This window comes from Streptomyces sp. Y1 (assembly GCF_041053115.1).
Classification (GTDB): Bacteria; Actinomycetota; Actinomycetes; order Streptomycetales; family Streptomycetaceae; genus Kitasatospora; species Kitasatospora rubellomurina.
Genome location: NZ_CP163445.1, coordinates 6,428,506 through 6,450,853 on the forward strand (window position 1 = coordinate 6,428,506; position 22,348 = coordinate 6,450,853).

Below are 22,348 nucleotides of genomic sequence, written 5' to 3' on the forward strand. Positions count from 1 at the left end.
CGGTCAATCAACTCCCAGGCGCCCCGCCACCCCCTCGCACCTCGCCCGCCCGCGCCGCCCCACCGAGAGGAATGCAATGTCACACCTTTCTCGTCGCGACCTGCTCCGCGCCTCCGGAGCCGGCCTGCTGGCCCTGGCCGCCGGCGGCGCCCTCGCGGCCTGCGACTCCGCCTCAGGCGGCGCCTCCGGCGGGGACGCCGACACCGGCACCGTCACCGTCTGGTCCTGGGCCACGGCCGCCCTCGCCCTGCGCGGGGTCGTCCCGGCCTTCGAGAAGGACAACCCGGGGATCAAGGTCGACGTCCAGGACATCGGCAACCCGGCCATCTGGGACAAGATCACCGTGGGCCTCGCGGCCGGCGGCCAGGGCCTCGGCGACGTGCTGCACATCGGCTGCGACTACCTGCCCGGCTACCTGGAGAAGTTCCCCGGCGGCCTCGCCGACCTCTCCGCCTTCGGCGCCGACGCGCACCGCGACAAGTTCGCCAAGGGCCTGTGGCCGGTCGTCACCGGCAAGGACGGCCACGCCTACGCGCTGCCCTGGGAGGCCAACCCGCTCGGCTTCTTCTACCGCAAGGACTGCTTCGACAAGGCCGGGATCGACCCCACGACCTTCGCCACCTGGGACGACCTGATCGCCGTCGCCGACCGCTTCAAGGCCGCCAACCCCGGCATCTCCCTCCTCGGCATCAACAAGGCCGCCAACCCCGACCCCGACCTGGACTTCGTGCAGAACCTCATGCAACTCCAGGGCGCCTTCTACTTCGACCTCCAGGGGAAGATCACCCTCGGCTCCGAGCCGGCCGCCCGCGCCCTGACCGTCCTCAAGCGCCTGGACGACACCGGACTGGTCGCCGACGCCCCCGGCGCCCACGGCTGGGCCGACCTGATGAAGACCGGCAAACTCGCCGTCGCCCCGATGCCCTCCTGGGCCGCGCACTACCTGGAGGCCAAGTTCGCCGACCAGAGCGGCACCTGGCGCCTCACCAAGCCCCCGGCCGTCACCCCGGGCGGCAAGCGCGCCGCCCTCGTCAACTCCACCCACCTGGCCGTCGCCGCCTCCAGCCCGCGCCGCCGCGCCGCCTGGAAGTTCGTCGAGTACGCGCTCACCCGCCCCGCCTCCGTCAACAGCATGTTCACCGCCGGCGGCGTCTTCCCCGCCCTCACCACGGCCTACGCCGACCCGATGTACGCCGCGCCCAGCGCCTACTACGGCGGCCAGTCCGTCCTGAAGACCTTCGCCGACCTCGCCACCGACGGCGGCGACGCCACCAACTTCACCGGCGACTACGCCCGCGCCCTCAAACTCGCCAGCGACGCCCAGACCAAGGTGTTCCTCAAGGGCGCCGACCCGGCCGCCGTCCTCCGGGACGCCGCCAAGCAGCTCGCCCAGCAGACCGGACGCACCATCGCATGACCGCCGTCACCACGCCCGTGAACACGCCCGCCGCCCCGCCCGACACCCCGCCCGCGAAGGCGCGCACCCGGGCCCGCCGCGGCCCCCGGTGGCGCCGCACCGCCCTGCCGTACCTGCTGCTCGCCCCGGCCCTGGTCACCTTCGGCGTGTTCAAGGCCTACCCGATCGTCGACTCGCTGCTGCTCTCCTTCACCACCGGCAACGGCTCCGCCGGCCACGCCGACGGCCTCGCCAACTACCGCCGCCTGCTGGACGACCCGCTGTTCTGGACGGCGCTGCGCAACACCGGCGAGATGCTGGTCGTGCAGGTCCCGCTGATGCTGGCGCTCGCCCTGCTGATGGCCGTCGCCATCAACTCCGCCCTGGTGCGCTGGCGCACGGTCTGGCGACTCGGCATCTTCATGCCCGCCGTCACCGGACTCGTCGCCACCGGCGTGATGTTCTCCTTCCTGCTCCGCACCGAGGACGGCGCCGTCAACCGGCTGCTGGAGGCGGTCGGCCTGCCCGCCGTCGACTGGCTCGGCCAGCCGTTCTGGGCCCGGATGTCCGTCGTCCTCGTCCTCAGCTGGCACTACACCGGCTACAACGCCGTCATCTACCTCGCCGGGCTGCAGTCCATCCCCCGGGAGCTGTACGAGGCCGCGATGGTCGACGGCGCCGGGGCGGTCCGCCGCTTCACCGCGATCACCGTCCCCGCGCTGCGCCCGCTGCTGCTCTTCACCGTCGTGCTGTCCACCATCGGCACGCTCCAACTCTTCGACGAGCCGTACGTGTTGACCGGCGGCGGCCCCGACAACGCGACCCTGACCGTCTCCATGTACCTGTACCAGAACGGCTTCCGCTACTTCGACTTCGGCTACGCCTCCGCCATCGCCTACGCGCTCACCCTGCTGGTGTCGGTGCTCGGCGCGGTCCAGATGCGCCTGATGGGGGAACGCGACCGATGAGACTCAGCACACTGCGCGGCTGGCCGCTGACCTTCCTGCTGGCCGCCGTCACCGGACTGTCGATCGCCCCGTTCACCTGGATGCTGCTCTCCACCACGCGCAAGGACACCGAGATCTTCGACTGGCCGCCGAGCCCGGTGCCCGGCGACAGCCTCGGCGACAACCTGCACCGGCTCGACCGGCGGATCGGACTGCTCCGCGTCCTCGGCAACTCCCTCCTGGTGGCGGGCGTCCAGACCGTCGGCGCGCTCCTCGTCGCCCTGCTCGCCGGGTACGCCTTCGCCAAGTTCCGCTTCCGCGGCCGGACCCTGCTGTTCGGGGTGCTGCTCTCCACCCTCGTGGTGCCCGAACAGGTCATGCTGGTACCGCTGTTCAAGATGATGATGAACTTCGGTCTGCTCGACACCTACCAGGCCCTCATCCTGCCCGGCCTGTGCGTGCCGTTCGCGATCTTCCTGATGCGCCAGTCGCTGAGCGGCCTGCCGGACGAACTCCTGGACGCCGCCCGGGTCGACGGCGCGGGCGAGTTCCGGGTGCTGTGGAGCGTCGTCGTCCCGGTCATGCGGCCGGTGCTGGCCGCGCTCGCCATCTTCCTCTTCCTGGGCTCGTGGAACCAGTTCGTCTGGCCGCTGGTCGCCCTGCGCAGCCCCGAGATGCACACCCTGCCGGTCGCCCTGGCGACCCTGCAGGGCAACCAGAACACCACCGACTACGGCGCGATCCTCGCCGGCACCGCGCTGTCCACCCTGCCGATGATGGTCCTCTTCCTGGTCCTCCAGCGGCAGTTCATCTCCGGCCTGCTGGCCGGCGCGACGAAAGGCTGAGCATGACCGACATCTGGGAGCCGCACGCCCCCGCCCCCGCCGGCGGCCTGCGCCCGCTGCCCGTACCGGAGTTGGCGCTGCTGGCGAGCGGGCAGGCCACCGCGCGCACGGTCGCGGACGGCGTGGTCGAGGTGACCGCCGAGGGCGCCGGCGAGGTGCGGATCGAATGGCGGCTGCCCTGCGTCGACGCCACCGCCCTGTGGACGCCCGAACCGCGCGGCACCGGCTGGCTGCCCGCCGCCTGGAGTGCCCCGCGCCGCACCGGCCTGGCCGCCGGCGCCCCGATCGCCGCGCTGATCGGCACCGGCGACGTCGCCCTGTGCGCCTTCGCCGCCGAGCGGCCCGACGTCCTGGCCGGGGCCGGAGTCGTCGAGGAGACCGGCGAGTTCCGCTTCTGGGCCCAGGCCGCCGGCCGGCTCACCGTCCGGATCGACACCTCCCGCCGGCACTTCGCCCACTGCCTCGCCGACCTCGCCGCCTGGTGGGGCGAGGGCCGCACCGCCGACATCCCCGACGCGGCCCGCCGCCCCGCCTACTCCACCTGGTACGCCATGCACCAGGACGTCACCCCCGAACGCGTCGAGACCCAGGCCGCGCTCGGCAAGCGACTCGGCCTGGACGTCGTCATCGTGGACGACGGCTGGATGACCGCCGACCGCACCCGCGGCTACGCCCACTGCGGCGACTGGGAACCCGTCTCGCTGCCCGACACGGCCGGGCACGTGCGCCGCGTGCACGAGCTCGGCGTGCGCTACCTGCTCTGGTACGCACTGCCGTTCATCGGCGAGGACAGTGCCGCCTTCCACGAGCTGGGCCGCTACGCCCTCGCCGAGGTGCCGCACCTCGGCGCGATCGTCGCCGACCCGCGCCACCCCGAGGTCCGCGACTTCCTCACCGACCGGCTCGCCCGCGCCGTCGAGGAGTGGGGCATGGACGGCCTCAAGGTCGACTTCGTCGACTGGTTCTCCCGGGCCGACGCGCCACCGGCAGGCCCCGGGGCGGACTGCGCGAGCGTCGACGAGGGCGTGGAACGCCTCCTCGCCGCCATCCGCCGCCGGATCACCGCCGCCAACCCCGAGGCGATGGTCGAGCACCGCCAGCCGTACGTCAGCCCGGGCCTGTGGCCGTACGTCACCATGGTCCGCGCCACCGACTGCCCGCTCAGCCCGCAGGAGAACCGGCAGCGGACCGTCGACCTGCGGCTCGCCGCCGGGCCCGTCCCGGTCCACTCCGACATGCTGATGTGGCACCCGGCCGAGCCGCCCGAGCAGATCGCCTGCCACCTCATCAACGTGCTGTTCGCCGTCCCCCAGGTGTCCGTCGACCTCGCCGCGCAGAGCGACGCCCAGCGCGAGGCGCTCGCCTTCTGGCTCGGCGTCTTCCGCACGCACCTCGCCACCCTGCAGCTCGGCGAGCTGCGCCCGGCCCGGCCCGACCTCGGCTACCCGCTGGTCACCGCGCTCGGCGACGGCACGCGCGCGGTCGCCCGGTACGCGGCACTGCCGGTGGACGCCTCCGGCGACGGCTGGCACACCCTGCTGGTCGCCAACGCCGACGCCGACCCGGACGTCCGGCTGACGGGCGGCAGCGGTGCGGCCGCCGTCACCGTGCAGGACGCCCGGGGGCGTATCGTCCGGCAGGGCGAGGTCGAACTCGGCGGGGCGGACGTGATCGGAGTGCCGCGCGGCGGACTGCTGACCCTGCGCCGCCGTTGACCCACCCGGGGGAGGACCCGATGCCCGAGCGAGCCCACCCGCCGCGCCGTGGCGCCGCCACCATCGAGGAGGTCGCCCGGGCCGCCGGGGTCTCCCGGCAGACCGTGTCCAACGCGCTCAACGCCCCGCACCGGGTCCGCCCGGAGACCCTGGCCCGGGTGACCGCGGCGATCCGCGAACTCGGCTACCGGCCGGACCAGTCGGCCCGCTCGCTGCGCAGCGGCGCCCGGCACGCCCTCGGCTACCTCGCCCCGGTGGACGACCCCTTCGACCCCAACCCGCTGATGGCCGGCTTCCTGGAGGCCCTGGTCGACGCGGCCGGGGAGCAGGGCCAGCGGGTGCTGCTCTTCCGGCCCGTCCCGCCGAGGGCCGATCCGCGGTCGGCCGTCGACGAACTGGTGGCCGCCCGCCAGGTCGACGGGCTGGTGCTGGCCGACGTGCTGGCGGAGGACGCCCGGATCAGGCACGTCGCCGGGCTCGGGCTGCCGTTCGTCGCCTTCGGCCGCACCGGGCCGGCGGAGCCGCAGCACTGGGTCGACATCGCCAACGACGCGGCGATGGCCGCCGTGGTGCGCCACCTCGCGGCGCTCGGGCACCGGCGGATCGGCTACCTCGGGGCCGACGAGGAGCTGCCGTGGATGGCGGCCCGCCGGGCGGGCTTCCTGGCGCAGGCACGGCGGTCGGGGGTGTCGGCGGTGACCGTCGACCGGCCGGAGCCCGGGCCGGCCGCGGTCGCCGCCGTACGGGCGCTGCTGCGCGGCCCCGACCGGCCGACCGCCGTCGCGGCGGGCAGCGACCTGCTGGCGCTGGACGCGTACGAGGCCGTCCGGGCGGAGGGGCTGGCGGTCGGGCCGCACGGGGTCGCCGTCACCGGCTTCCACGACACGCCGCTCTGCCGCCACCTGCACCCGGCGCTGACCTCGGTGCGGCTGCCGCTGCGGGCGATCGCCGGCGCACTGGTCGGGCGGCTGCTCGGGCAGGTGCGGGGGGAGGCGGCACCGGCGACGGGGACGGAACTGGCCGCCGAGCTGGTGGTCCGGGGGAGCAGCGGCTGACCCGGTCGCCCGGCGGGTCGGGTCGGCCCGGGGCCCTGATCGACCCTGAAGCCCCGGCTCGCACCGCCGTAGAGTGGGGGACATGTTCTCCGCAGCAGTCCTGTCGCCGCCCGCACGCTGAGGCGGGTCGCCGGCGCCAGCGGCGCGCGGGCGGGCCGACACAGGCCGGCCTGACGCGCTGATCGGTCGTACCCGCAGACGCGAGACCACGACCGATCTGCTCCGTCTGGAGAACCCTTCCGTGTCGAGAACCACTCCTGTCATCATCACCCCTGCCCCCGTGACGGCGCCGCGTTCCGTGCGCCGCGGCCTGGCCTGCCTGGCGCTCGCGGGGCTCACCTGGGGCACCACCGGGGCCGCCGTGGACGTCGTCTACCGGTCCAGCGACTTCGGGCCCGCGGCCGTCTCGTTCTGGCGCTTCCTGGCCGGCGTCGCCCTGCTGCTCGCCGCCCGGGCCCTGCGCCCGGCCCGTCCCGCCGCCAGGGCCCGGCAGCCGCTGCGCCGGCGGGTGCCGCTGTTCGCGGGCACCGGCCTCGCGGCCGCCGAGTCGCGGCTGGGCAGCGGGAGTTGACGAGGCGCCGAGCCCGGGCGACCGGGCTCGGCGCCGTCAATCCCTTACGCCCGGTGGGCCGCCGGGCGCTCCGGGGAGGCCTCCGCGAGCGCCCGGGTGACGGCCTCGACGCCCTCGCGCAGCCCGTACACCGGGGTGCCCGGCTGCTGGCGCCACGAGTCGTCGATCCCGCCGGCGTCCACCGAGTCGAAGCCCAACTCGTCGATCAGCGCCCGCACCACGCGCTTGGCCGCCTCGTCGTCCCCCGCGACCGGCAGGGCCAGGCGCTCCGGGTCGCCCGCCGGGCGGGGGCGGTCCAGCAGGTCCTGCGCGTAGGTGCCGTTGAACGCCTTCACCACCGGGTGGCCCAGGTGCTGTTCCGTCCAGCGGCTCTCCGTCAGGCCGCCGTCCTCGATCGCGTCGATCCGGCCGTCCCGCTCACGGGGGTAGTAGTTGCCGGTGTCGATCACCACCGCCCCCTCGGCCGCCCCGTCGAACAGCCCGGCGGGCAGCCCCGGGACCGCCTTCAACGGCACCGTCACCACCACGACCTCCGCGCCCCGCGCGGCTTCCGTCGCGGGCACCGCCGTCGCGCCCGTCTCCTCCACCAGCGCCTTCAGCGACTCCGGCCCGCGCGAGTTCGCCACCGCGACCTGGTGCCCGAGCGCGGTCAGCCGCCGGGTCAGGTTGCCGCCGATGTTGCCCGCGCCGATGATGCCGATCTTCATGGGAAACCCCTCGTCTGCGAGTGGTGCACGCTCTACGCAAGGCGCCAACCGGCCGGCGGGCGGTTCTGTTCCCGTCCCGGCGGCGTGCTGGAATGGCGTCCACCATGAACGCACTTGCCGAGCTCGTCCAGGGACTCCCCGCCGCATTCGCCGCCGCGCCGTGGCCAGGGCGGATCGACGCCTGCTGCTGCCGGGAGGCCGTCGTCGGTGCGCTCCTGCGAGTGCCCAGGGAACGGCTCGGGCCGGACGAGCTCGGGGTGTACGGGGCCTCCGTGCTGAACACGATGGGCGCGCCGGCCGACCTGCGGTACTTCGCGCCGAGGCTGCTCCAGCTCTCGCTCTCCGGTGAACTCGCTTACCCCGAGCTGGAGTTGATCTGCCACAAGCTCGCCCGGGCGGGCTGGCGGGACTGGCCCGAGGCGGCGTACCTGCGGCGGCTGTTCGACGCCCTGTGGGCGGAGGTGCTGGCCTCCGCCGACGAGCGGCGGGACGCCGACGCGGTGCTCTGCGCGCTGGCCGCCGCCGAGGGGTGCGTCGATCGGCGGCTGGCCGCGTGGGAGCGGCTGGAGAGCCCGAGCGCCGTCGCGCGGCTGTACGGGCTCGTGACGGCGACCGGGCTGGAGCCGCGGAACGGGTACTGGTGGAAGGACGGCCCCGCGTACCGGGCGTTCGCCGCCTGGCTGCGCGGGGACGGGCTCCGCGCAGCCGTCGCGGAGGCCGTCGGCCGGACGGACGACGAGCTCGCCCTGGAGCGGCTGTTCGTCCTGCACGACGCCCTGGCGGGTGCGGCGTGAGCTACTCGAAGCGGGTGGGGTCGCCGGCGCCGTAGCGGATGATCTCGGGCTCGCCGGAGGAGAAGTCGACGACGGTGGTGGGTTCGGTGCCGCAGTCGCCCGAGTCGACGACGGCGTCCAGGACGTGGTCGAGCCGTTCCTTGATCTCCCAGCCCTGGGTCATCGGCTCGTCCTCGTCGGGGAGGACCAGGGTGCTGGAGAGCAGCGGTTCGCCGAGGGCGGCGAGCAGGGCGCGGGTGACGGTGTGGTCGGGGATGCGGACGCCCACGGTCTTCTTCTTCGGGTGCATCAGGCGGCGGGGCACCTCCTTGGTGGCGGGGAGGATGAAGGTGTAGCTGCCCGGGGTCGCGGCCTTGACGGCGCGGAAGACGTTGTTGTCGAGCTGGACGAACTGCCCCAGCTGCGCGAAGTTCTCGCAGACCAGGGTGAAGTGGTGGCGCTCGTCGAGGCGCCGGATCGAGCGGATCCGGTCGAGGCCTTCGCGGTTGTCGAGCCGGCAGCCGAGGGCGAAGCAGGAGTCGGTCGGGTACGCGATGAGGGAGCCGGAGCGGAGGCTGTCGGCCACGGTGCTGATGGTGCGCGGCTGGGGGGACTCGGGGTGCACGTCGAAGTACTTGGCCATTGGCCGACCCTACGGGATCCGGGCCGCCGGCGGGCGCTGCCCGGCCCGGGCGGGTCCTTCCCCGCCCGGGCCGGACAGTGGGGTCAGTCGAGGTCGTCGCCGAAGTCGGGCCGCAGGCCCATGGCGAACTGGATCTCGTCGTTGCTGGTGCCGGCCGCGACCATCGGCCAGACCATGGCGTCCTGGTGGACGATGAAGTCGATGACGACCGGGCGGTCGTCGATCGCCATCGCCTGCTCGATGACGGCGTCCAGGTCCTCGGGGCGCTCGCAGCGCAGGCCGACGCAGCCCATCGCCTCGGACAGCTTGACGAAGTCGGGGATCCGGGTCGCCCCCGTGCCGGAGTGCAGGGCGGTGTTGGAGTAGCGCTGGTTGTAGAACAGCGTCTGCCACTGGCGGACCATGCCGAGGGAGCCGTTGTTGATGACGGCGACCTTGATCGGGATGCCGTTGAGGGCGCAGGTGACGAGTTCCTGGTTGGTCATCTGGAAGCAGCCGTCGCCGTCGATGGCCCACACCGGGGTGTCGGGGCGGCCGGCCTTGGCGCCCATGGCGGCGGGGACGGCGTAGCCCATGGTGCCGGCGCCGCCGGAGTTGAGCCAGGTGCCGGGCTTCTCGAAGCGGATGAACTGCGAGCTCCACATCTGGTGCTGGCCGACGCCGGCGGCGTAGATGGCGTCGGGGCCGACCTTCTGGCCGATGCGCTCGATGACCTGTTGGGGGGAGAGCCGGCCGGCGGGGGCGGGTTCGTGGCCCAGCGGGTAGGTGCGCTTCCACTGGTCGAGCTTGTCCCACCAGTCGGCGTAGTCGCCCTTGTGGCCGGCGTCGAACTCGGCCTGGACGGCGACGATCAGGTCGGCGAGGACCTCGCGGGCGTCGCCGACGATCGGGACGTCGGCGGGGCGGTTCTTGCCGATCTCGGCGGGGTCGATGTCGGCGTGGACGACCTTGGCGTGCGGGGCGAAGCTGTCGAGCCGGCCGGTGACGCGGTCGTCGAAGCGGGCGCCGAGGGTGAACAGCAGGTCCGACTTCTGCAGCGCGGTGACGGCCGGGACCGAGCCGTGCATGCCGGGCATGCCCAGGTGCTGCGGGTGGCTGTCCGGGAAGGCGCCCAGCGCCATCAGCGTGGTGACCACCGGCGCGCCGGTCAGCTCGGCCAGGATCCGCAGCTCGGCGGTGGCCTGCGCCTTGATCACTCCGCCGCCGACGTAGAGCACCGGGCGCTTGGCGGAGACCAGCATCTTCGCGGCCTCGCGGATCTGCTTGGCGTGCGGCTTGGTCACCGGACGGTAGCCGCGGACGGAGGCGGGGGCGGGGTGCCGGTACGTCGTCCGGCCCTGCAGGGCGTCCTTGGTGATGTCGACCAGGACGGGGCCGGGGCGGCCGGTGGCGGCGATGTGGAAGGCCTCGGCGATCACCTGCGGGATCTCGTCGGGGTCCGTGACCAGGTAGTTGTGCTTGGTGATGGGCATCGTGATGCCGCAGATGTCCGCCTCCTGGAAGGCGTCCGTCCCGATCATGGACGACGGCACCTGGCCGGTGATGGCCACGATCGGCACGGAGTCCATGTACGCGTCGGCGATCGGGGTGACCAGGTTGGTCGCGCCGGGGCCGGAGGTGGCCATGCAGACCCCGACCCGGCCGGTGGCCTGGGCGTAGCCGGTGGCGGCGTGGCCGGCGCCCTGCTCGTGCCGGACCAGGATGTGGCGGACCTCGGCGGAGTCCATCAGCGGGTCGTACGCAGGGAGGATGGCCCCGCCCGGGATGCCGAAGACGGTGTCCACCCCGACCTCTTCGAGGGAGCGGATCAACGCCTCGGCCCCGGTCACCCCGGCCGCCGGGGCGGCGTCCTCCGGGCTGACGGCCTCCGGACTGACGGCCTCCAGGGCGGGGGACTCCAGGGCGGCGTCCTCCGGGGCGGGCGCGGCGAACGTGCTGAGCTGGGACATGCTGACAACCTCTCGGTTTCGTCGACGAGTTGGTCCCGTGGGACCGGGTGGTGTCCACGGCCGGGGCCGCCGCGGTGGGCGGCGGCCGGGTCGGCCGTGGACGTCGTGTCGGGAAACCGGGGCAGCAGGGTCTCTCTCCGCGCCGGTCGTCGGTCGTCGCGGTCTGAGGGGTGACTCAGCGCTGGGTGCGACGCCGCACCGTCAGGAAGCGGTGGCCGGAAGGGCGTTGTCCGGCCCCGCGGGGGAATCGTCCCGCGTGTCAGCCCTTCCGCGCGGACGCGCGCCGGGTGAACAGCAGGAAGAGCAGGGCCAGGGCGCCGATGCCCGAGGCCAGGCCGTACACGGTCGTGGCGCCGGCGCCGAGGGCGGCACCGCCGATGATGCTGCCGAGGCCGATGCCGAGGTAGATGCCGGAGGAGTTGAGCGAGATCACCAGCGGCGCCTCCTGCGGGGCGACCTCGATCAGCCGGTGCTGCTGCGGGGGCGTCTGGGACCAGCTGCTGCCGCCCCAGAGCATGCACAGCAGGCCGACCAGCGGCTTGACGTCGGCGTCGGTGGAGGCCAGCCAGGCGAGCGCGCCGAGCGCGACCGCCATCACGGCGCAGCCGACGATCAGGACGTTGGTGGAGCCCCAGCGGTCGGTGGCGTGGCCGGCGGCGAGGTTGCCGATCACCGCGCCGATGCCGTACAGGAAGAGCATCCAGAGCACGCCGCTCTCGGGGATCTGGACGGCGTCCAGCATCGGCACGGCGTAGGCGTACGGCACGTAGGTGGCGCACATGCCGAGCACGGTGAGCGGCAGCACGGCGAGCACGGCCGGGCGGCGCAGCACGGCCATGCGGGTGCGCAGCGGCACCCGGGCGGCGCCGGGGAGCCACGGCATGATCAGCCGGAGTATGACCGCGACGAACAGGCAGAGCCCGGCGACGATCCCCAGGGCGGTGCGCCAGCCGAACCAGTGGCTGGCGGCGTTGCCGAGCGGCACGCCGAGGGCGGTGGCGATGGTGAGGCCGCCGATGACCACGGCGAGGGCGCGGGCCCGCAGTTCGGGCCGGACGAGGGAGGCGCTGACGGCGCCGGCGTTGGGGGTGTACGAGGCGGCGCCGGCGGCGGCGAGGATCCGGCTGATGATCAGCACGGCCATGTTGGGGGCCAGTGCGGAGCCGAGGTTGGCGATGCCGAGGGTGAAGAGGGCGCCGATCAGCAGGGTGCGGCGGGGAAGCCGGGCGAGCAGGGTGGCCAGGACGGGGGAGAGGATCGCGTAGGCGGCGGCGAAGACGGTGATCGACTGGCCGGCGGTGGCGGAGGAGACGTGGAGGTCCTTGGCCATGGAGGGGAGGAAGCCGGCCACCACGAAGGCGTCCGTGCCGACCGCGAAGGTGCCCAGGGCGAGGACGAGGGTGGACGAGAGTCCGCCCTGGGGTGGTGTGCCGGGCTCGGCCGCGGCCTTCCGGTCGGTCGGAACCGAGACACTGGACATCCGGATTCTCCTTGCAGTTCGGTCGGGGTTCGGTCCGGGCACGTTCCGGCGGCCCGGTCGGGTGGTCGGGTGGTCGGGGTCAGCCCGTCATGCGGGCGTAGTGGCGTCGGGTACGGGCGGCGGCGCCGCCGGGGGCGGAGGCCATCAGGTCGGCCACCGTCTGCCCGGCGAGCTCGCGGCGCCAGGCCAGTTCGGCCCGGCGCATCGCGGTGGCGATCCCGCAGGGGCTGCGGAACTCCCGTTCGGGGGCTCCGCCGCCCTCGGCGCGCTGGCGGATCTCGGTGCAGCGGAAGGCGTCCTCGGGGCCCTCGATGGCGGTGACGACGTCCATCAGCGAGATCCGCTCCGGCGGCCGGGCCAGCCGGAAGCCGCCCTTGATGCCGGGGGTGGAGCTCAGGATGCCGGCCCGGACCAGGGCCTGGAGGCGCTTGGTCAGGTAGGCCGGCGGCAGGTCGAACCAGGCTGCCAGCCGGGCTGTCGGCACCGGTTGCTCGCTGTCGAGCCAGGCCAGTGTGAGGCAGCAGTGGAGGCCCCATTCGACCCCTTCGCCCATCCGCATAACCAGGACGATACACATCCAGGTTCCGCCCGCGCAGGTCGGGAGCGGGATCGGCCGAAAGTATGTCAAGTTGCGGTCAGGGCAGGCCATTGCGGACCTGTCGGGCCGTCAGGTACAACAAGCGCTAGGGCCGGAGGACGACCCGGGTGCCGTGCAGTTCGCCGCGTTCCATCCGTCCGTGGACCTCGGCGGCGGCGCTCAGCGGGAGGGTCTCGACGGCCCGGGGCCGCAGCCGTCCGGCCGCGAGCAGGCGGTTGAGGGTGGCGGCGGCCTCGGCCAGTTCGGTGCCGGTCGCGTGCGAGATGACGAAGCCGGCGATCGAGCAGTCCTTCATGTACAGCGGCCCGACCGGGAGGACCGGCCGCGAACGGGCGCCGGCCAGCAGGACGATGCGTCCGCGCGGGGCGAGCAGGTCGACGGCGGCGGCCAGGTCGTTCTCGCCGGAGGTGTCGAGGTGGAGGTCGACGCCGCCCGGGCAGGCGCGGGTGAGGCGCTCGGCGAGCTCGGGGTCGCGGTAGTCCAGGGCCTCGGCGGCGCCCAGCGCGCGGCAGTGGTCGAGGTCGCGGGCGGAGGCGGTGGCGACCACCCGGGCCCCGGCTTCGACGGCGAGGGTGACCAGCGCGGAGCCGACGTTCCCGGCGGCGCCGGCCACCAGGACGGTCTCGCCGGCCCGCAGGCGGCCGTGCGTGAACAGCCCGAGGTAGGCGGTCGCGCCCGGGTGGACGACGGCGACGGCGTCCTCGGGGCGCACGCCAGGAGGGAGGTGGTAGAGGCGGTCGGCGGGGACGACGGCCTGTTCGGCGGCGGCGCCCTGGCGCCCGCCGTGGCCCAGGCTGTTGGTCCAGACCCGGTCGCCCACGGCGAAGCCGGCGGTGCCGGGACCGGTCGCCGCGACGGTGCCGACGAGGTCGCGGCCGATCACGAACGGGAACGGGAGGGGGGTGCGGAAGAGCCCCGAACGGACGAAGGTGTCCACCGGGTTGACGGTGGTGGCGGTGACGTCGACCAGGACGTCGGTCGGTCCCGGCCGGGGGGTGGGCAGTTCGCCGTACCGGATGTTCTCGGGGCCGCCGAGGGTCTCGATGAAGGCTGCTCGCATGATCGGAGAGTCTTCCACCGGGCCGCGCGCGGAGGCGCCGACACGGTGATTGTTCGTCAACTCGCCGGAACCGCTTCACGTGAGGGCCGCCGGCGGGACGGGTCGGCGGGCCGCGGGCGGCCGCGTCCGCTCCGTTTGCGGGTCGGCCGGAGGGCGGTTTCGCCTGCTCAGGCGGCCTGTCCGGTGGTCCCGCCATAGGTCTCTACCGCAGTCGTGTGGTCGGTGCACCTGGGCCGGGTGCGGATCCTCCGTTTACCGTCGAACCATTCGGAGGAGACGGCTGCCATGCGGAGGTTGGTCCACGTGCGCGACTTTGACCTGCACATGATCGATACGGGAACGCCAGGGCGCGCGCCGGTGCTCGGCAGTTCCCACGACATCGTCCTCTCCGAGCTCTGTGCGGTGCTGTTCGCCTCGCTGCCCCGGTCCGACCAGCGCCGCAAGGGCGTGGAGTACCTGCGCGGGCTGCTGGGCGCGCAGGGCCGCAAGTCGGTCCGCAACATCGCGCGGCTGATCGGCGGCCAGGCCACGGAGCAGAACCTGCACCACTTCATCAGCAGCTCCACCTGGGACTGGGACCCGGTCCGCGCGGCGCTGGCCCAGTACGTGACGGCCGTCGCGCCGCCGCAGGCGTGGGTGGTGCAGCAGACCGTCATCCCGAAGGCGGGGGAGCACTCGGTGGGCGTGGACCGCCGGTTCATCTCCTCGCTCGGCCAGGTGCTCAACGCCCAGCAGGCGGTGGGCGTCTGGTCGGCGTCCGAGGAGGCGAGCATGCCGGTCAACTGGCGGCTGCACCTGTCCCGGGCGTGGCTCGACGACGTCCCCCGGCGCAGCCAGGCGTCCATCCCGGCGAGCGTGAACACCCGGACCCTGGGCGACTGCGCGGTCGAGGCGGTGCTGGAGCTGACCCGCTCCTGGGGCCTGCCCACCCTGCCGGTGGTGATGGACGTGCGGGAGCTGGACGGCATGAAGGCGGTGCGGCGGCTGCGGGCGGCGGGGGTGCCGTTCGTCGTCCGGATCAACAGCACGCTGCCGCTGAGCCCGGCCGAGGGCGGGCCGACCGGGCACGGCGCGGAGGCGCTGCCGGCCCACCGGATCATCGGGGCGTGCCGGGACCGCCGGCGGGTGGTGACCTGGACGGACCACGGGCCGGAGGGCGCGCCGCACGCCGCCCTGGTCGGCGCCGTCCGGGTCCGGACGGCGGCCGGCGCGGCCCGCACCCTGCGCTCGTCCGGGCGTCCGGGCGGCGGCGCGGGCGACGACCTGCTGCTGCTCGGCGCGGGCACCCCCGGCCGGCGGTGGCCGCAGGAGCTGTGGCTGGCCGACGTGCCGCACGCCTCGCCCGCCCAGCTGTTCCGGCTGAGCCTGCTGACCGGGCGGGTCGAGCGGGACTTCCACGAGATCGCCGACCGCACCGGCGTGCGCGACTACACCGGCCGCTCCTTCAACGGCTGGCACCGCCACGTCACGCTGGCCTCGGCCGCCCACGCGGTCGCGGCCCTCGCCCACGGCGGCGGCCGCTCCCCGCGCCGGGTCGGCTGAGGCCTCGGGCGCGCGACCTGCTCACTCCGGCGGCGGGCCGTCCTGGGTGAGCAGGTCGCGGACGCGGGAGAGCCGCAGGGCGAGCTGGACTTCGAGCGCCTGGGCCGGGTCCTGCCAGTTGGGGCCGATCAGTTCGCCGATCCGCTCCAGCCGGCGGGCGACGGTGTTCGGGTGGACGTGCAGCTTCTGGGCGGCCCGGGTCGGGCTGCCGCCGGTCTCGAAGTAGGCGTCCAGGGTGCGGCCGAGGTCGGTGAACCGCTGCCGGTCGTAGTCGAGCACCGGGCCGATCACCGAGTCGACGAAGGGGCGGACGTCCCGCTTCCCGGCGAGCAGGACGCCGAGGAAGCCCAGCTCCCCGGGGGAGGCCGAGCAGCCGGTGCTGCCGAGGGCGATCATCGCGTCGAGGCAGCGCAGGGCCTCCTGGTGGCAGTGGAACACCGAGGCGGCGTCGGTGACCGGCCCGGCCCCGGCCACCGTGACGGGTTCGCTGAGCAGCGGGGCGAGTTCGTTCAGGACGGTCCGGGCGGCGGCGCCGGCGTCGGTGCCGGGCAGCAGCAGGACGACGTTGCCGTCGTGGGCGACCCGCAGGCCCTTCAGCCGCGGGGCCAGCGCCATGAGCAGGGCACAGGCCCGGCCGACCGCGCGGGTGTCGGGGCGGGCGACCACCACGACGTGCGGTGCGCTCAGGTCGAGGCCCAACCGGCGGGCGCGTTCCTCCAGCTGCTGCGGCGGGCGCTTGGTGCCGGAGAGCAGGTCCTCCAGCAGCTCGTCGTGGGCGCGGCCCTGGGTGACGGTGGCGTCGCCGGTGCGCAGCAGCTGCACCGCCACGGCCTGGGCGGTGAGTTGCAGCAGTTCGTCGGTGTCGGGGGCGGCGTCGGGCCCGGGCCGGCACACCAGGGTGCCGAGCACCTCGCCGCCGGCGGTGACCGGGACGGCCCGCAGGCCGTCGGCGGTGTCCACCGGGCGCCCGGCGGCCTGCGCGCCCGCGGCGGCGGGGGCCGTTTCGGGCAGCCGGCCGACGCTGGTCAGGACGGTGCCGTCGGCGGCGTGGATCCGCAGCCCGTCGCCCAGTTGCCGGCTCGCGGCCTCGGCGACCCCGTACAGGTCGCTGTCGGTCAGCGCCCGTTCGGTCAACTCGCGCTGCAGCAGGCGCTGTTCGCGCAGGTCGCGGAGGGCGGTGACGGTGCGGTCGTGCTCCTCGCTCAGCTGGCGGGCGGCGGCCGCGGTCTCCTCCAGCTGCTGGGTGCGCAGGACGGCCAGCCCGGCGAGTTCGCCGAGCAGGTTCATGGTGGAGATCTCCTCCGGCGTGAAGTGCCGCACGTTGCGGTCGGCGACGTAGAGCGCGCCGTAGGAGTCCGGGCCGTGGCTCAGCGGGACGGCCATCAGGGCGCGCAGCGCCTCGGCGCGGACCACGTCGTCGATCGCGTGGGTGTGGCGGATCCGCTGGTCGACGAGGTAGTCCGGGGTCCACATCGGGGTCAGTCCGGCGACGGCGGCGTGGCCGAGGCCGGCGCCGTCGGTCAGCCGCAGGCCCACGTTGAGGGCGGAGGTGTGGCCGTCCGAGGCCCGGACGTAGGACTGGCCGTCCTGCTCCCCGGGGAAGCTGACGCAGGCCATGTCGGCGCCGAGGAGCAGCCGGGCGCGGCGGGTGACGACCTTGAGCACCTCGTCCAGGGTGTTCGGGACGAGGAGGTCCCGGGCGGTGTCGAGCAGCGCGGACAGCCCGGCCTCGCGCTGCTGGCGGCCCCGGCGCTGGGCGCAGATGCCGAGTCCGAGCCGGACGGCCTGCTCCAGGGCCGCCGCCTCGGCCTGCCCGGCGCCCTCGCGGGCGGCCTCGGCGGGCAGCGACTCGATGCGGGCCGCCGGGGCCTCGGCCACGAGCAGGCTCAGTACGGACAGTGCGTCGGGCCGCTTGCGGGCCTCCTGTTCGGTCATGTCCCATCCCTGCCTGTGCGCCGAGGTCGTCGGTTCGGCATGTCGGTTTGGCATGTCGCAGTCGAATGATGATGTGTTTATCACGTCACTTTGTGTGGATGGCAGGCGATTTCACAGTTCGGACGGTGGAGCCCACCTCCCGGGGCGCCCTCCGATGTGGTGCCGGGCCACCTTCCCGCCACCCCCGCCGATGGGGCCGGCCCGGGCGCGGACGGTGGTCCGCCCACCCCCGGGGTGTGCCGGGACCACCGGGGAACGGCGGCATCTGACGGAGTCTGCCGTCACCTGATGGAGTATCCGCCCACCTGACGGAGTGCGGCGGCCGGCGTTGGCGGGGCGGGAGGGCGCGGCCCAGGATCGGGACCGACCAGTGCCATCCGCAGCCTCTCCACGACGCCCCCCGTGCGCGCCGCCGAGCCGACGCACCTTCGCCCCGGGAGACACCCATGGCCACCGCCCTGTCCACGCTGCTGTCCCGGCCGGCACTCCACCAGCCGGACTGGGGCGACCACGAGCAACTGCCCGAGATCAAGGACCGGTTGGCCGGCCTGCCGCCACTGGTCGGCCCGGCCGACGTGCGGCGGCTGCGCGCGGTGCTGGCCGAGGTCGCGGCCGGGCGGGCCCAGGTGGTGCAGATCGGCGACTGCGCCGAGGACCCGGCGGAGTGCACCGCGGAGGACGTCGCCCGCAAGGCCGGACTGCTGGACGTGCTGGCCGGCATCGTCACGATGGCCACCCACCGCCCGGTCGTCCGGGTCGGCCGGATGGCCGGCCAGTTCGCCAAGCCCCGCTCCAGCGACACCGAGCGGGTCGGCGGCGTCGACATCCCGGTGTTCCGCGGCCACCTGGTCAACAGCCCCGAACCCGACCCGGAGCTGCGCCGCCCCGACCCGCAGCGGCTGCTGCACTGCTACTGGGCGGCGGCCGAGGCGATGACCCACCTCGGCTGGCCGGACCCGGACCGCCGCTCGCCGCTCAGCGCGCCGGTCTGGACCAGCCACGAGGCGCTGCTGCTCGACTACGAACTGCCGCTGATCCGGCAGGTCGGCTACACCGAGAGCATGCTGACCTCCACGCACTGGCCGTGGATCGGCGAGCGAACCCGCGACGTGACCGGCGCCCACGTCGCGATGCTCGCCTCGGTCGCCAACCCGGTCGCGTGCAAGGTCGGCCCCGGCATGACGCCCGAGGAACTGCTGGCCCTGTGCGAGCGGCTCGACCCGCGCCGCGAGCCCGGCCGACTCACCCTGATCGCCCGGATGGGCGCCGAGGCGGTCGCCGACCGGCTGCCCCCGCTGGTCCGGGCCGCCCGGCTGGCCGGCCACCCCGTCATCTGGCTCACCGACCCGATGCACGGCAACACCGTGACCGCGCCCGGCGGGCTGAAGACCCGGTTCGTCGAGACCGTCGTCCGGGAGGTCCAGCGCTTCCGGTACGCCGTCCGTTCCGAGGGCGGCGTGGCCGGCGGCCTGCACCTGGAGACCACGCCCGACGACGTCACCGAGTGCGCCCACGACGCCTCGGGGGCGGCGCAGGTGGGCGACAAGTACACCAGCTTCTGCGACCCCCGGCTCAACCCCGGCCAGGCCATCACCGTGGTCTCCGCCTGGGAGGGCTAGACGGCGTCGCAGCGGCACACCACCACACCCAGAGCAACGGGCCGGCCTCGCGCCGGCCTCGAGGGAGGTCCGGCAGTGACGAACACGATCGCCCTGGTCACCGGGGCAGCAGGCGGCATCGGCGCGGCCGTGGTCCGCGCCCTCGCCGAACAGGGCACCACCGTGGCCGCGCTGGACCGCGACGAGGAGGGCCTGCGCGCGATGGCGGACGCCCTCGCCGCGGACGGCCTGCGGGCCGAGCCGTACCCGGTGGACGTCAGCGACCACCGGGCCGTCGAGCAGACCGTCGACCGCGTGGAGCGCGAACTCGGCCCGGTGGACCAGCTGGTCAACGCCGCCGGGATCCTTCGGCTCGGCGAGGTCCGCGACTTCAGCGTCGAGGACTGGACGGCCACCTTCGCCGTCAACGTCAACGGCGTCTTCCACGTCTCCCGGGCGGTGATCGACCGGATGATCCCGCGCCGGCGCGGCGCCGTCGTCACCGTCGCCTCGAACGCCGCCAGCACCCCGCGCACCGAGATGGCCGCCTACGCCGCCTCCAAGGCCGCCGCGACGATGTTCACCAAGAGCCTCGGCCTGGAGGTCGCCAAGTACGGCATCCGCTGCAACCTGGTCGCCCCCGGCTCCACCGACACCCCGATGCTCAGCTCGATGTGGCACGACGAGACCGGCCCCCGGAACACCCTGCGGGGCCGCCCGGACGCGTTCCGGGTCGGCATCCCGCTCAACAAGCTGGCCCGCCCCGCCGACATCGCCGCCGCCGTGCTCTTCCTGCTCTCCGACGCGGCCGGCCACATCACCCTGCACGACCTCACCGTCGACGGCGGCGCGAGCCTCGGCGCCTGAGCCCCTCCGTCCGTCCGCCCAACGGCCGGGCCGCTGTGGCCGACCCCCACCGGCCGCAGCGGCCCAACTCGCCCCTTTCCCAGGAGAGTCCATCCCCATGGCAGGCATTCCGCCCATCGCGCCGTACCCGATGCCGACCGCCGGCGAACTGCCCGACAACACCGTGTCGTGGACCGTCCACCCGGACCGCGCGGTGCTGCTCGTGCACGACATGCAGCGCTACTTCCTGCGCCCCTTCCCGGCGGACGCCTCCCCCGGCGGGGAACTGCTGCGCAACGCCGCGCTGCTGCGCCGCCGCGCCGCCGAACTCGGCGTGCCCGTCGCGTACACCGCCCAGCCCGGCGGCATGACCCCCGAACAGCGCGGCCTGCTGCGGGACTTCTGGGGCCCGGGCATGCGGGTCGACCCGGCCGACCGCGAGGTGGTCGAGCCGCTCACCCCGCAGCCGGGCGACTGGCTGCTCACCAAGTGGCGCTACAGCGCCTTCTTCCGCTCCGACCTGCTCCAGCGGATGCGCGAACACGGCCGCGACCAGCTGGTGCTGTGCGGCGTGTACGCGCACGTCGGCGTGCTGATGACGGCCGTCGACGCGTTCACCAACGACATCCAGCCGTTCCTGGTCGCCGACGCCGTCGCGGACTTCTCCGCCGCCGACCACCGGCTCGCCCTGGAGTACGCCGCCGCGCGCTGCGCCAAGCTGACCACCGCCGAGGAGACCTTCGCATGACCGACCGGACGACGGAGCGGACGACAGAGGCGCTGCTGCGCCGGGTGCTCGTCGAGCAGCCGCCCGCCTTCGCCCTGCTGCACCGGCCCGAGACCACCGGCCCCGGCAGCCTGGACGTCCTGTTCGGCGAGGTCGCCGCCGCGCGCACCCTGGCCGAGGTCCCGCTGGCCGGGCCCGCCGGCGCCGCCGGCCCGGACGTGCTGCTGCTGGTCCCGTACCGGCAGCTCGCCGAGCGCGGCTTCGAGGCCCCGGACGACGGCGCCCCGCTGCTCGCCATGACGGTCGCCGAGCACGCCGTCGTCCCCCTGGCCGAGGCGCTGGCGCTGATCCCGGACCGGCCCACCGCGCTGACCGGCGCCCGCTTCGACCTGGCCGACGAGGAGTACGCCGACATCGTCCAGCGGGTCGTCGCCGAGGAGATCGGCCGGGGCGAGGGCGCCAACTTCGTCCTCCGCCGCTCCTTCCTGGCCGAGATCACCGACTACACCGTGCCCGCCGCGCTGGCCTTCTTCCGCCGGCTCGCCGAGCGCGAGGCGGGCGCCTACTGGACCTTCGTGGTGCACACCGGGGAGCGGACCTTCGTCGGCGCCAGCCCGGAGCGGCACCTGAGCCTCGTCGACGGCGTCGCCGTGATGAACCCGATCAGCGGCACCTACCGCTACCCGGCCTCCGGCCCGACCCTGAGCGGCGTGATGGACTTCCTCGCCGACCGCAAGGAGACCGACGAGCTCTACATGGTGGTCGACGAGGAGCTCAAGATGATGGCCCGGATCTGCCCGGGCGGCGGCCGGGTCGTCGGCCCCTACCTCAAGGAGATGGCCCGGCTCGCGCACACCGAGTACCTGATCGAGGGCCGCACCGACCGCGACCCGCGCGAGATCCTGCGCGAGACGCTGTTCGCCCCCACGGTCACCGGCAGCCCGCTGGAGAGCGCCGCCCGGGTCATCCGCCGCTACGAACCCGCCGGGCGCGGCTACTACAGCGGCGTGGCGGCGCTGATCGGGCGGGACGGGCGCGGCGGGCGCACGATGGACTCCGCGATCCTGATCCGCACCGCCGACATCGACGCCGCCGGCCGGATCCGGATCGGCGTCGGCGCCACCCTGGTGCGCCACTCCGACCCGGCCTCCGAGGTCGCCGAGACCAGGGCCAAGGCGGCCGGCCTGCTCGCCGCGCTGGAGGGCGGCGGCCGGACCGGCTTCGCCGACCACCCGCAGGTCCGGGCCGCCCTGGCGGGCCGCAACACCGGCATCGCGGACTTCTGGCTGGCCGACGGCCCGGACCGCGGCCGGGAACTGGCCGAACTCGCCGGGCGCCGGGTCTTGGTGGTCGACGCCGAGGACACCTTCACCGCCATGATCGGCCACCAACTCCGGTCCCTCGGACTCGAGGTGACGATCAGTCGGTTCGACCGGCCGTACGCCTTCGAGGGTTACGACCTGGTCGTGATGGGCCCGGGGCCCGGCGACCCGCAGCGGGTCGACCACCCCAAGATCGCCCATCTGCGCGCCGCGGTGGCCGAGTTGCTCGACCGGCGGCTGCCGTTCGTCGCGGTCTGCCTCAGCCACCAGGTGCTGGCCGCCCGGCTCGGCCTGCCGCTGCGCCGCCGCGACGTCCCCAACCAGGGCGTGCAGCGCGAGATCGACCTGTTCGGCGCCCGGGAGCTGGTCGGCTTCTACAACACCTTCGCCGCGACCAGCCCGCGGGACACCGTCGAGGTGCCCGGCGTCGGCACCGTCGAGGCCAGCCGCGACCGGCGGACCGGCGAGGTGCACGCCCTGCGCGGCCCGCACTTCGCGTCCATGCAGTTCCACGCCGAGTCGGTGCTCACCCAGGACGGGCCCCGGATCACCGGCGGCCTGATCGCCGGCGTCCTGCGGGCCGCCGCCCTTCCCCTGGCCCGGTAGTTCCCCGTCCGGCGACGCGGAAGGCGTGGACCC

Annotated in this window: 19 protein-coding genes; 12 read left to right on the forward strand and 7 right to left on the reverse strand. The window is 74.4% G+C overall.

The genetic code is table 11. The annotated features are described in order from the left end of the window. The first annotated feature begins 76 nt into the window (after positions 1 to 76). The 6 genes from AB2U05_RS28235 (at position 77) to AB2U05_RS28260 (ending at position 6,529) form a co-directional block, all read left to right on the forward strand. On the forward strand, positions 77 to 1,417 hold the full coding sequence (locus AB2U05_RS28235; RefSeq protein WP_045692965.1) for an ABC transporter substrate-binding protein: 1,341 nt from the start codon (positions 77 to 79) through the stop codon (positions 1,415 to 1,417). Continuing rightward, a complete protein-coding gene (locus AB2U05_RS28240) occupies positions 1,414 to 2,364 on the forward strand; it encodes a carbohydrate ABC transporter permease (RefSeq protein ID WP_369184600.1) in 951 nt (316 codons plus the stop codon). Before AB2U05_RS28235 ends, AB2U05_RS28240 begins: the two co-directional genes overlap by 4 nt. Continuing rightward, positions 2,361 to 3,188, forward strand: a complete 828-nt coding sequence (locus AB2U05_RS28245; protein WP_045709976.1) for a carbohydrate ABC transporter permease — start codon at positions 2,361 to 2,363, stop codon at positions 3,186 to 3,188. Before AB2U05_RS28240 ends, AB2U05_RS28245 begins: the two co-directional genes overlap by 4 nt. A 2-nt stretch (positions 3,189 to 3,190) precedes the next feature. Beyond that, positions 3,191 to 4,903, forward strand: a complete 1,713-nt coding sequence (locus AB2U05_RS28250; RefSeq protein ID WP_369184601.1) for a glycoside hydrolase family 36 protein — start codon at positions 3,191 to 3,193, stop codon at positions 4,901 to 4,903. Positions 4,904 to 4,923: 20 nt separating this feature from the next. Further along, positions 4,924 to 5,958 (forward strand): LacI family DNA-binding transcriptional regulator, encoded by a 1,035-nt coding sequence (locus AB2U05_RS28255; RefSeq protein ID WP_045709978.1) that lies wholly within the window; start codon positions 4,924 to 4,926, stop codon positions 5,956 to 5,958. A 280-nt stretch (positions 5,959 to 6,238) separates the two neighbouring features. Beyond that, complete coding sequence (locus AB2U05_RS28260) at positions 6,239 to 6,529, forward strand: hypothetical protein (protein WP_369184602.1); 291 nt, start codon at positions 6,239 to 6,241, stop codon at positions 6,527 to 6,529. Positions 6,530 to 6,573: 44 nt separating this feature from the next. Here AB2U05_RS28260 and AB2U05_RS28265 read toward each other — a convergent pair whose 3' ends face one another. Next, complete coding sequence (locus AB2U05_RS28265; RefSeq protein WP_045692971.1) at positions 6,574 to 7,236, reverse strand: NADPH-dependent F420 reductase; 663 nt, start codon at positions 7,234 to 7,236, stop codon at positions 6,574 to 6,576. Positions 7,237 to 7,340: 104 nt separating this feature from the next. Here AB2U05_RS28265 and AB2U05_RS28270 point away from each other — a divergent pair, with 104 nt between their 5' ends. Beyond that, entirely contained in the window at positions 7,341 to 8,030 is a 690-nt protein-coding gene (locus tag AB2U05_RS28270; RefSeq protein WP_369184603.1) for a hypothetical protein, read from the forward strand. 1 nt (position 8,031) lies between these two features. Here AB2U05_RS28270 and AB2U05_RS28275 read toward each other — a convergent pair whose 3' ends face one another. The 5 genes from AB2U05_RS28275 to AB2U05_RS28295 all read right to left on the reverse strand — a co-directional run bounded on the left by AB2U05_RS28275 (position 8,032) and on the right by AB2U05_RS28295 (position 13,739). After that, positions 8,032 to 8,652, reverse strand: a complete 621-nt coding sequence (locus tag AB2U05_RS28275; RefSeq protein ID WP_045692973.1) for an L-threonylcarbamoyladenylate synthase — start codon at positions 8,650 to 8,652, stop codon at positions 8,032 to 8,034. 83 nt (positions 8,653 to 8,735) lie between these two features. Then, positions 8,736 to 10,601, reverse strand: coding sequence for an acetolactate synthase large subunit (locus AB2U05_RS28280; RefSeq protein WP_369184604.1), 1,866 nt, complete (start codon positions 10,599 to 10,601; stop codon positions 8,736 to 8,738). Positions 10,602 to 10,860: 259 nt separating this feature from the next. Beyond that, positions 10,861 to 12,081: an MFS transporter gene (locus tag AB2U05_RS28285; protein WP_045694504.1), complete on the reverse strand. Its 1,221-nt coding sequence runs from the start codon at positions 12,079 to 12,081 to the stop codon at positions 10,861 to 10,863. A gap of 79 nt (positions 12,082 to 12,160) precedes the next feature. Continuing rightward, positions 12,161 to 12,640, reverse strand: coding sequence for an Rrf2 family transcriptional regulator (locus tag AB2U05_RS28290; RefSeq protein ID WP_045694506.1), 480 nt, complete (start codon positions 12,638 to 12,640; stop codon positions 12,161 to 12,163). Positions 12,641 to 12,764: 124 nt separating this feature from the next. After that, positions 12,765 to 13,739: an NADPH:quinone reductase gene (locus AB2U05_RS28295; protein ID WP_045711423.1), complete on the reverse strand. Its 975-nt coding sequence runs from the start codon at positions 13,737 to 13,739 to the stop codon at positions 12,765 to 12,767. A 303-nt stretch (positions 13,740 to 14,042) separates the two neighbouring features. Here AB2U05_RS28295 and AB2U05_RS28300 point away from each other — a divergent pair, with 303 nt between their 5' ends. Beyond that, positions 14,043 to 15,281: an IS701 family transposase gene (locus AB2U05_RS28300; protein ID WP_369184605.1), complete on the forward strand. Its 1,239-nt coding sequence runs from the start codon at positions 14,043 to 14,045 to the stop codon at positions 15,279 to 15,281. A gap of 21 nt (positions 15,282 to 15,302) precedes the next feature. Here the strand turns inward: AB2U05_RS28300 and AB2U05_RS28305 are convergent, their stop codons facing one another. Further along, complete coding sequence (locus AB2U05_RS28305) at positions 15,303 to 17,216, reverse strand: helix-turn-helix domain-containing protein (protein WP_369184606.1); 1,914 nt, start codon at positions 17,214 to 17,216, stop codon at positions 15,303 to 15,305. Positions 17,217 to 17,662: 446 nt separating this feature from the next. Between AB2U05_RS28305 and AB2U05_RS28310 the strand changes: the two genes are divergently transcribed. From AB2U05_RS28310 to AB2U05_RS28325, 4 genes are all read left to right on the forward strand, one after another. Beyond that, complete coding sequence (locus tag AB2U05_RS28310; RefSeq protein ID WP_045694514.1) at positions 17,663 to 18,835, forward strand: 3-deoxy-7-phosphoheptulonate synthase; 1,173 nt, start codon at positions 17,663 to 17,665, stop codon at positions 18,833 to 18,835. Positions 18,836 to 18,910: 75 nt separating this feature from the next. Then, complete coding sequence (locus AB2U05_RS28315; protein WP_045694518.1) at positions 18,911 to 19,681, forward strand: 2,3-dihydro-2,3-dihydroxybenzoate dehydrogenase; 771 nt, start codon at positions 18,911 to 18,913, stop codon at positions 19,679 to 19,681. Positions 19,682 to 19,778: 97 nt separating this feature from the next. After that, positions 19,779 to 20,408, forward strand: a complete 630-nt coding sequence (locus AB2U05_RS28320; RefSeq protein WP_045711426.1) for an isochorismatase family protein — start codon at positions 19,779 to 19,781, stop codon at positions 20,406 to 20,408. Next, positions 20,405 to 22,315: an anthranilate synthase family protein gene (locus tag AB2U05_RS28325; protein WP_369184607.1), complete on the forward strand. Its 1,911-nt coding sequence runs from the start codon at positions 20,405 to 20,407 to the stop codon at positions 22,313 to 22,315. Before AB2U05_RS28320 ends, AB2U05_RS28325 begins: the two co-directional genes overlap by 4 nt. Positions 22,316 to 22,348: the final 33 nt, after the last annotated feature.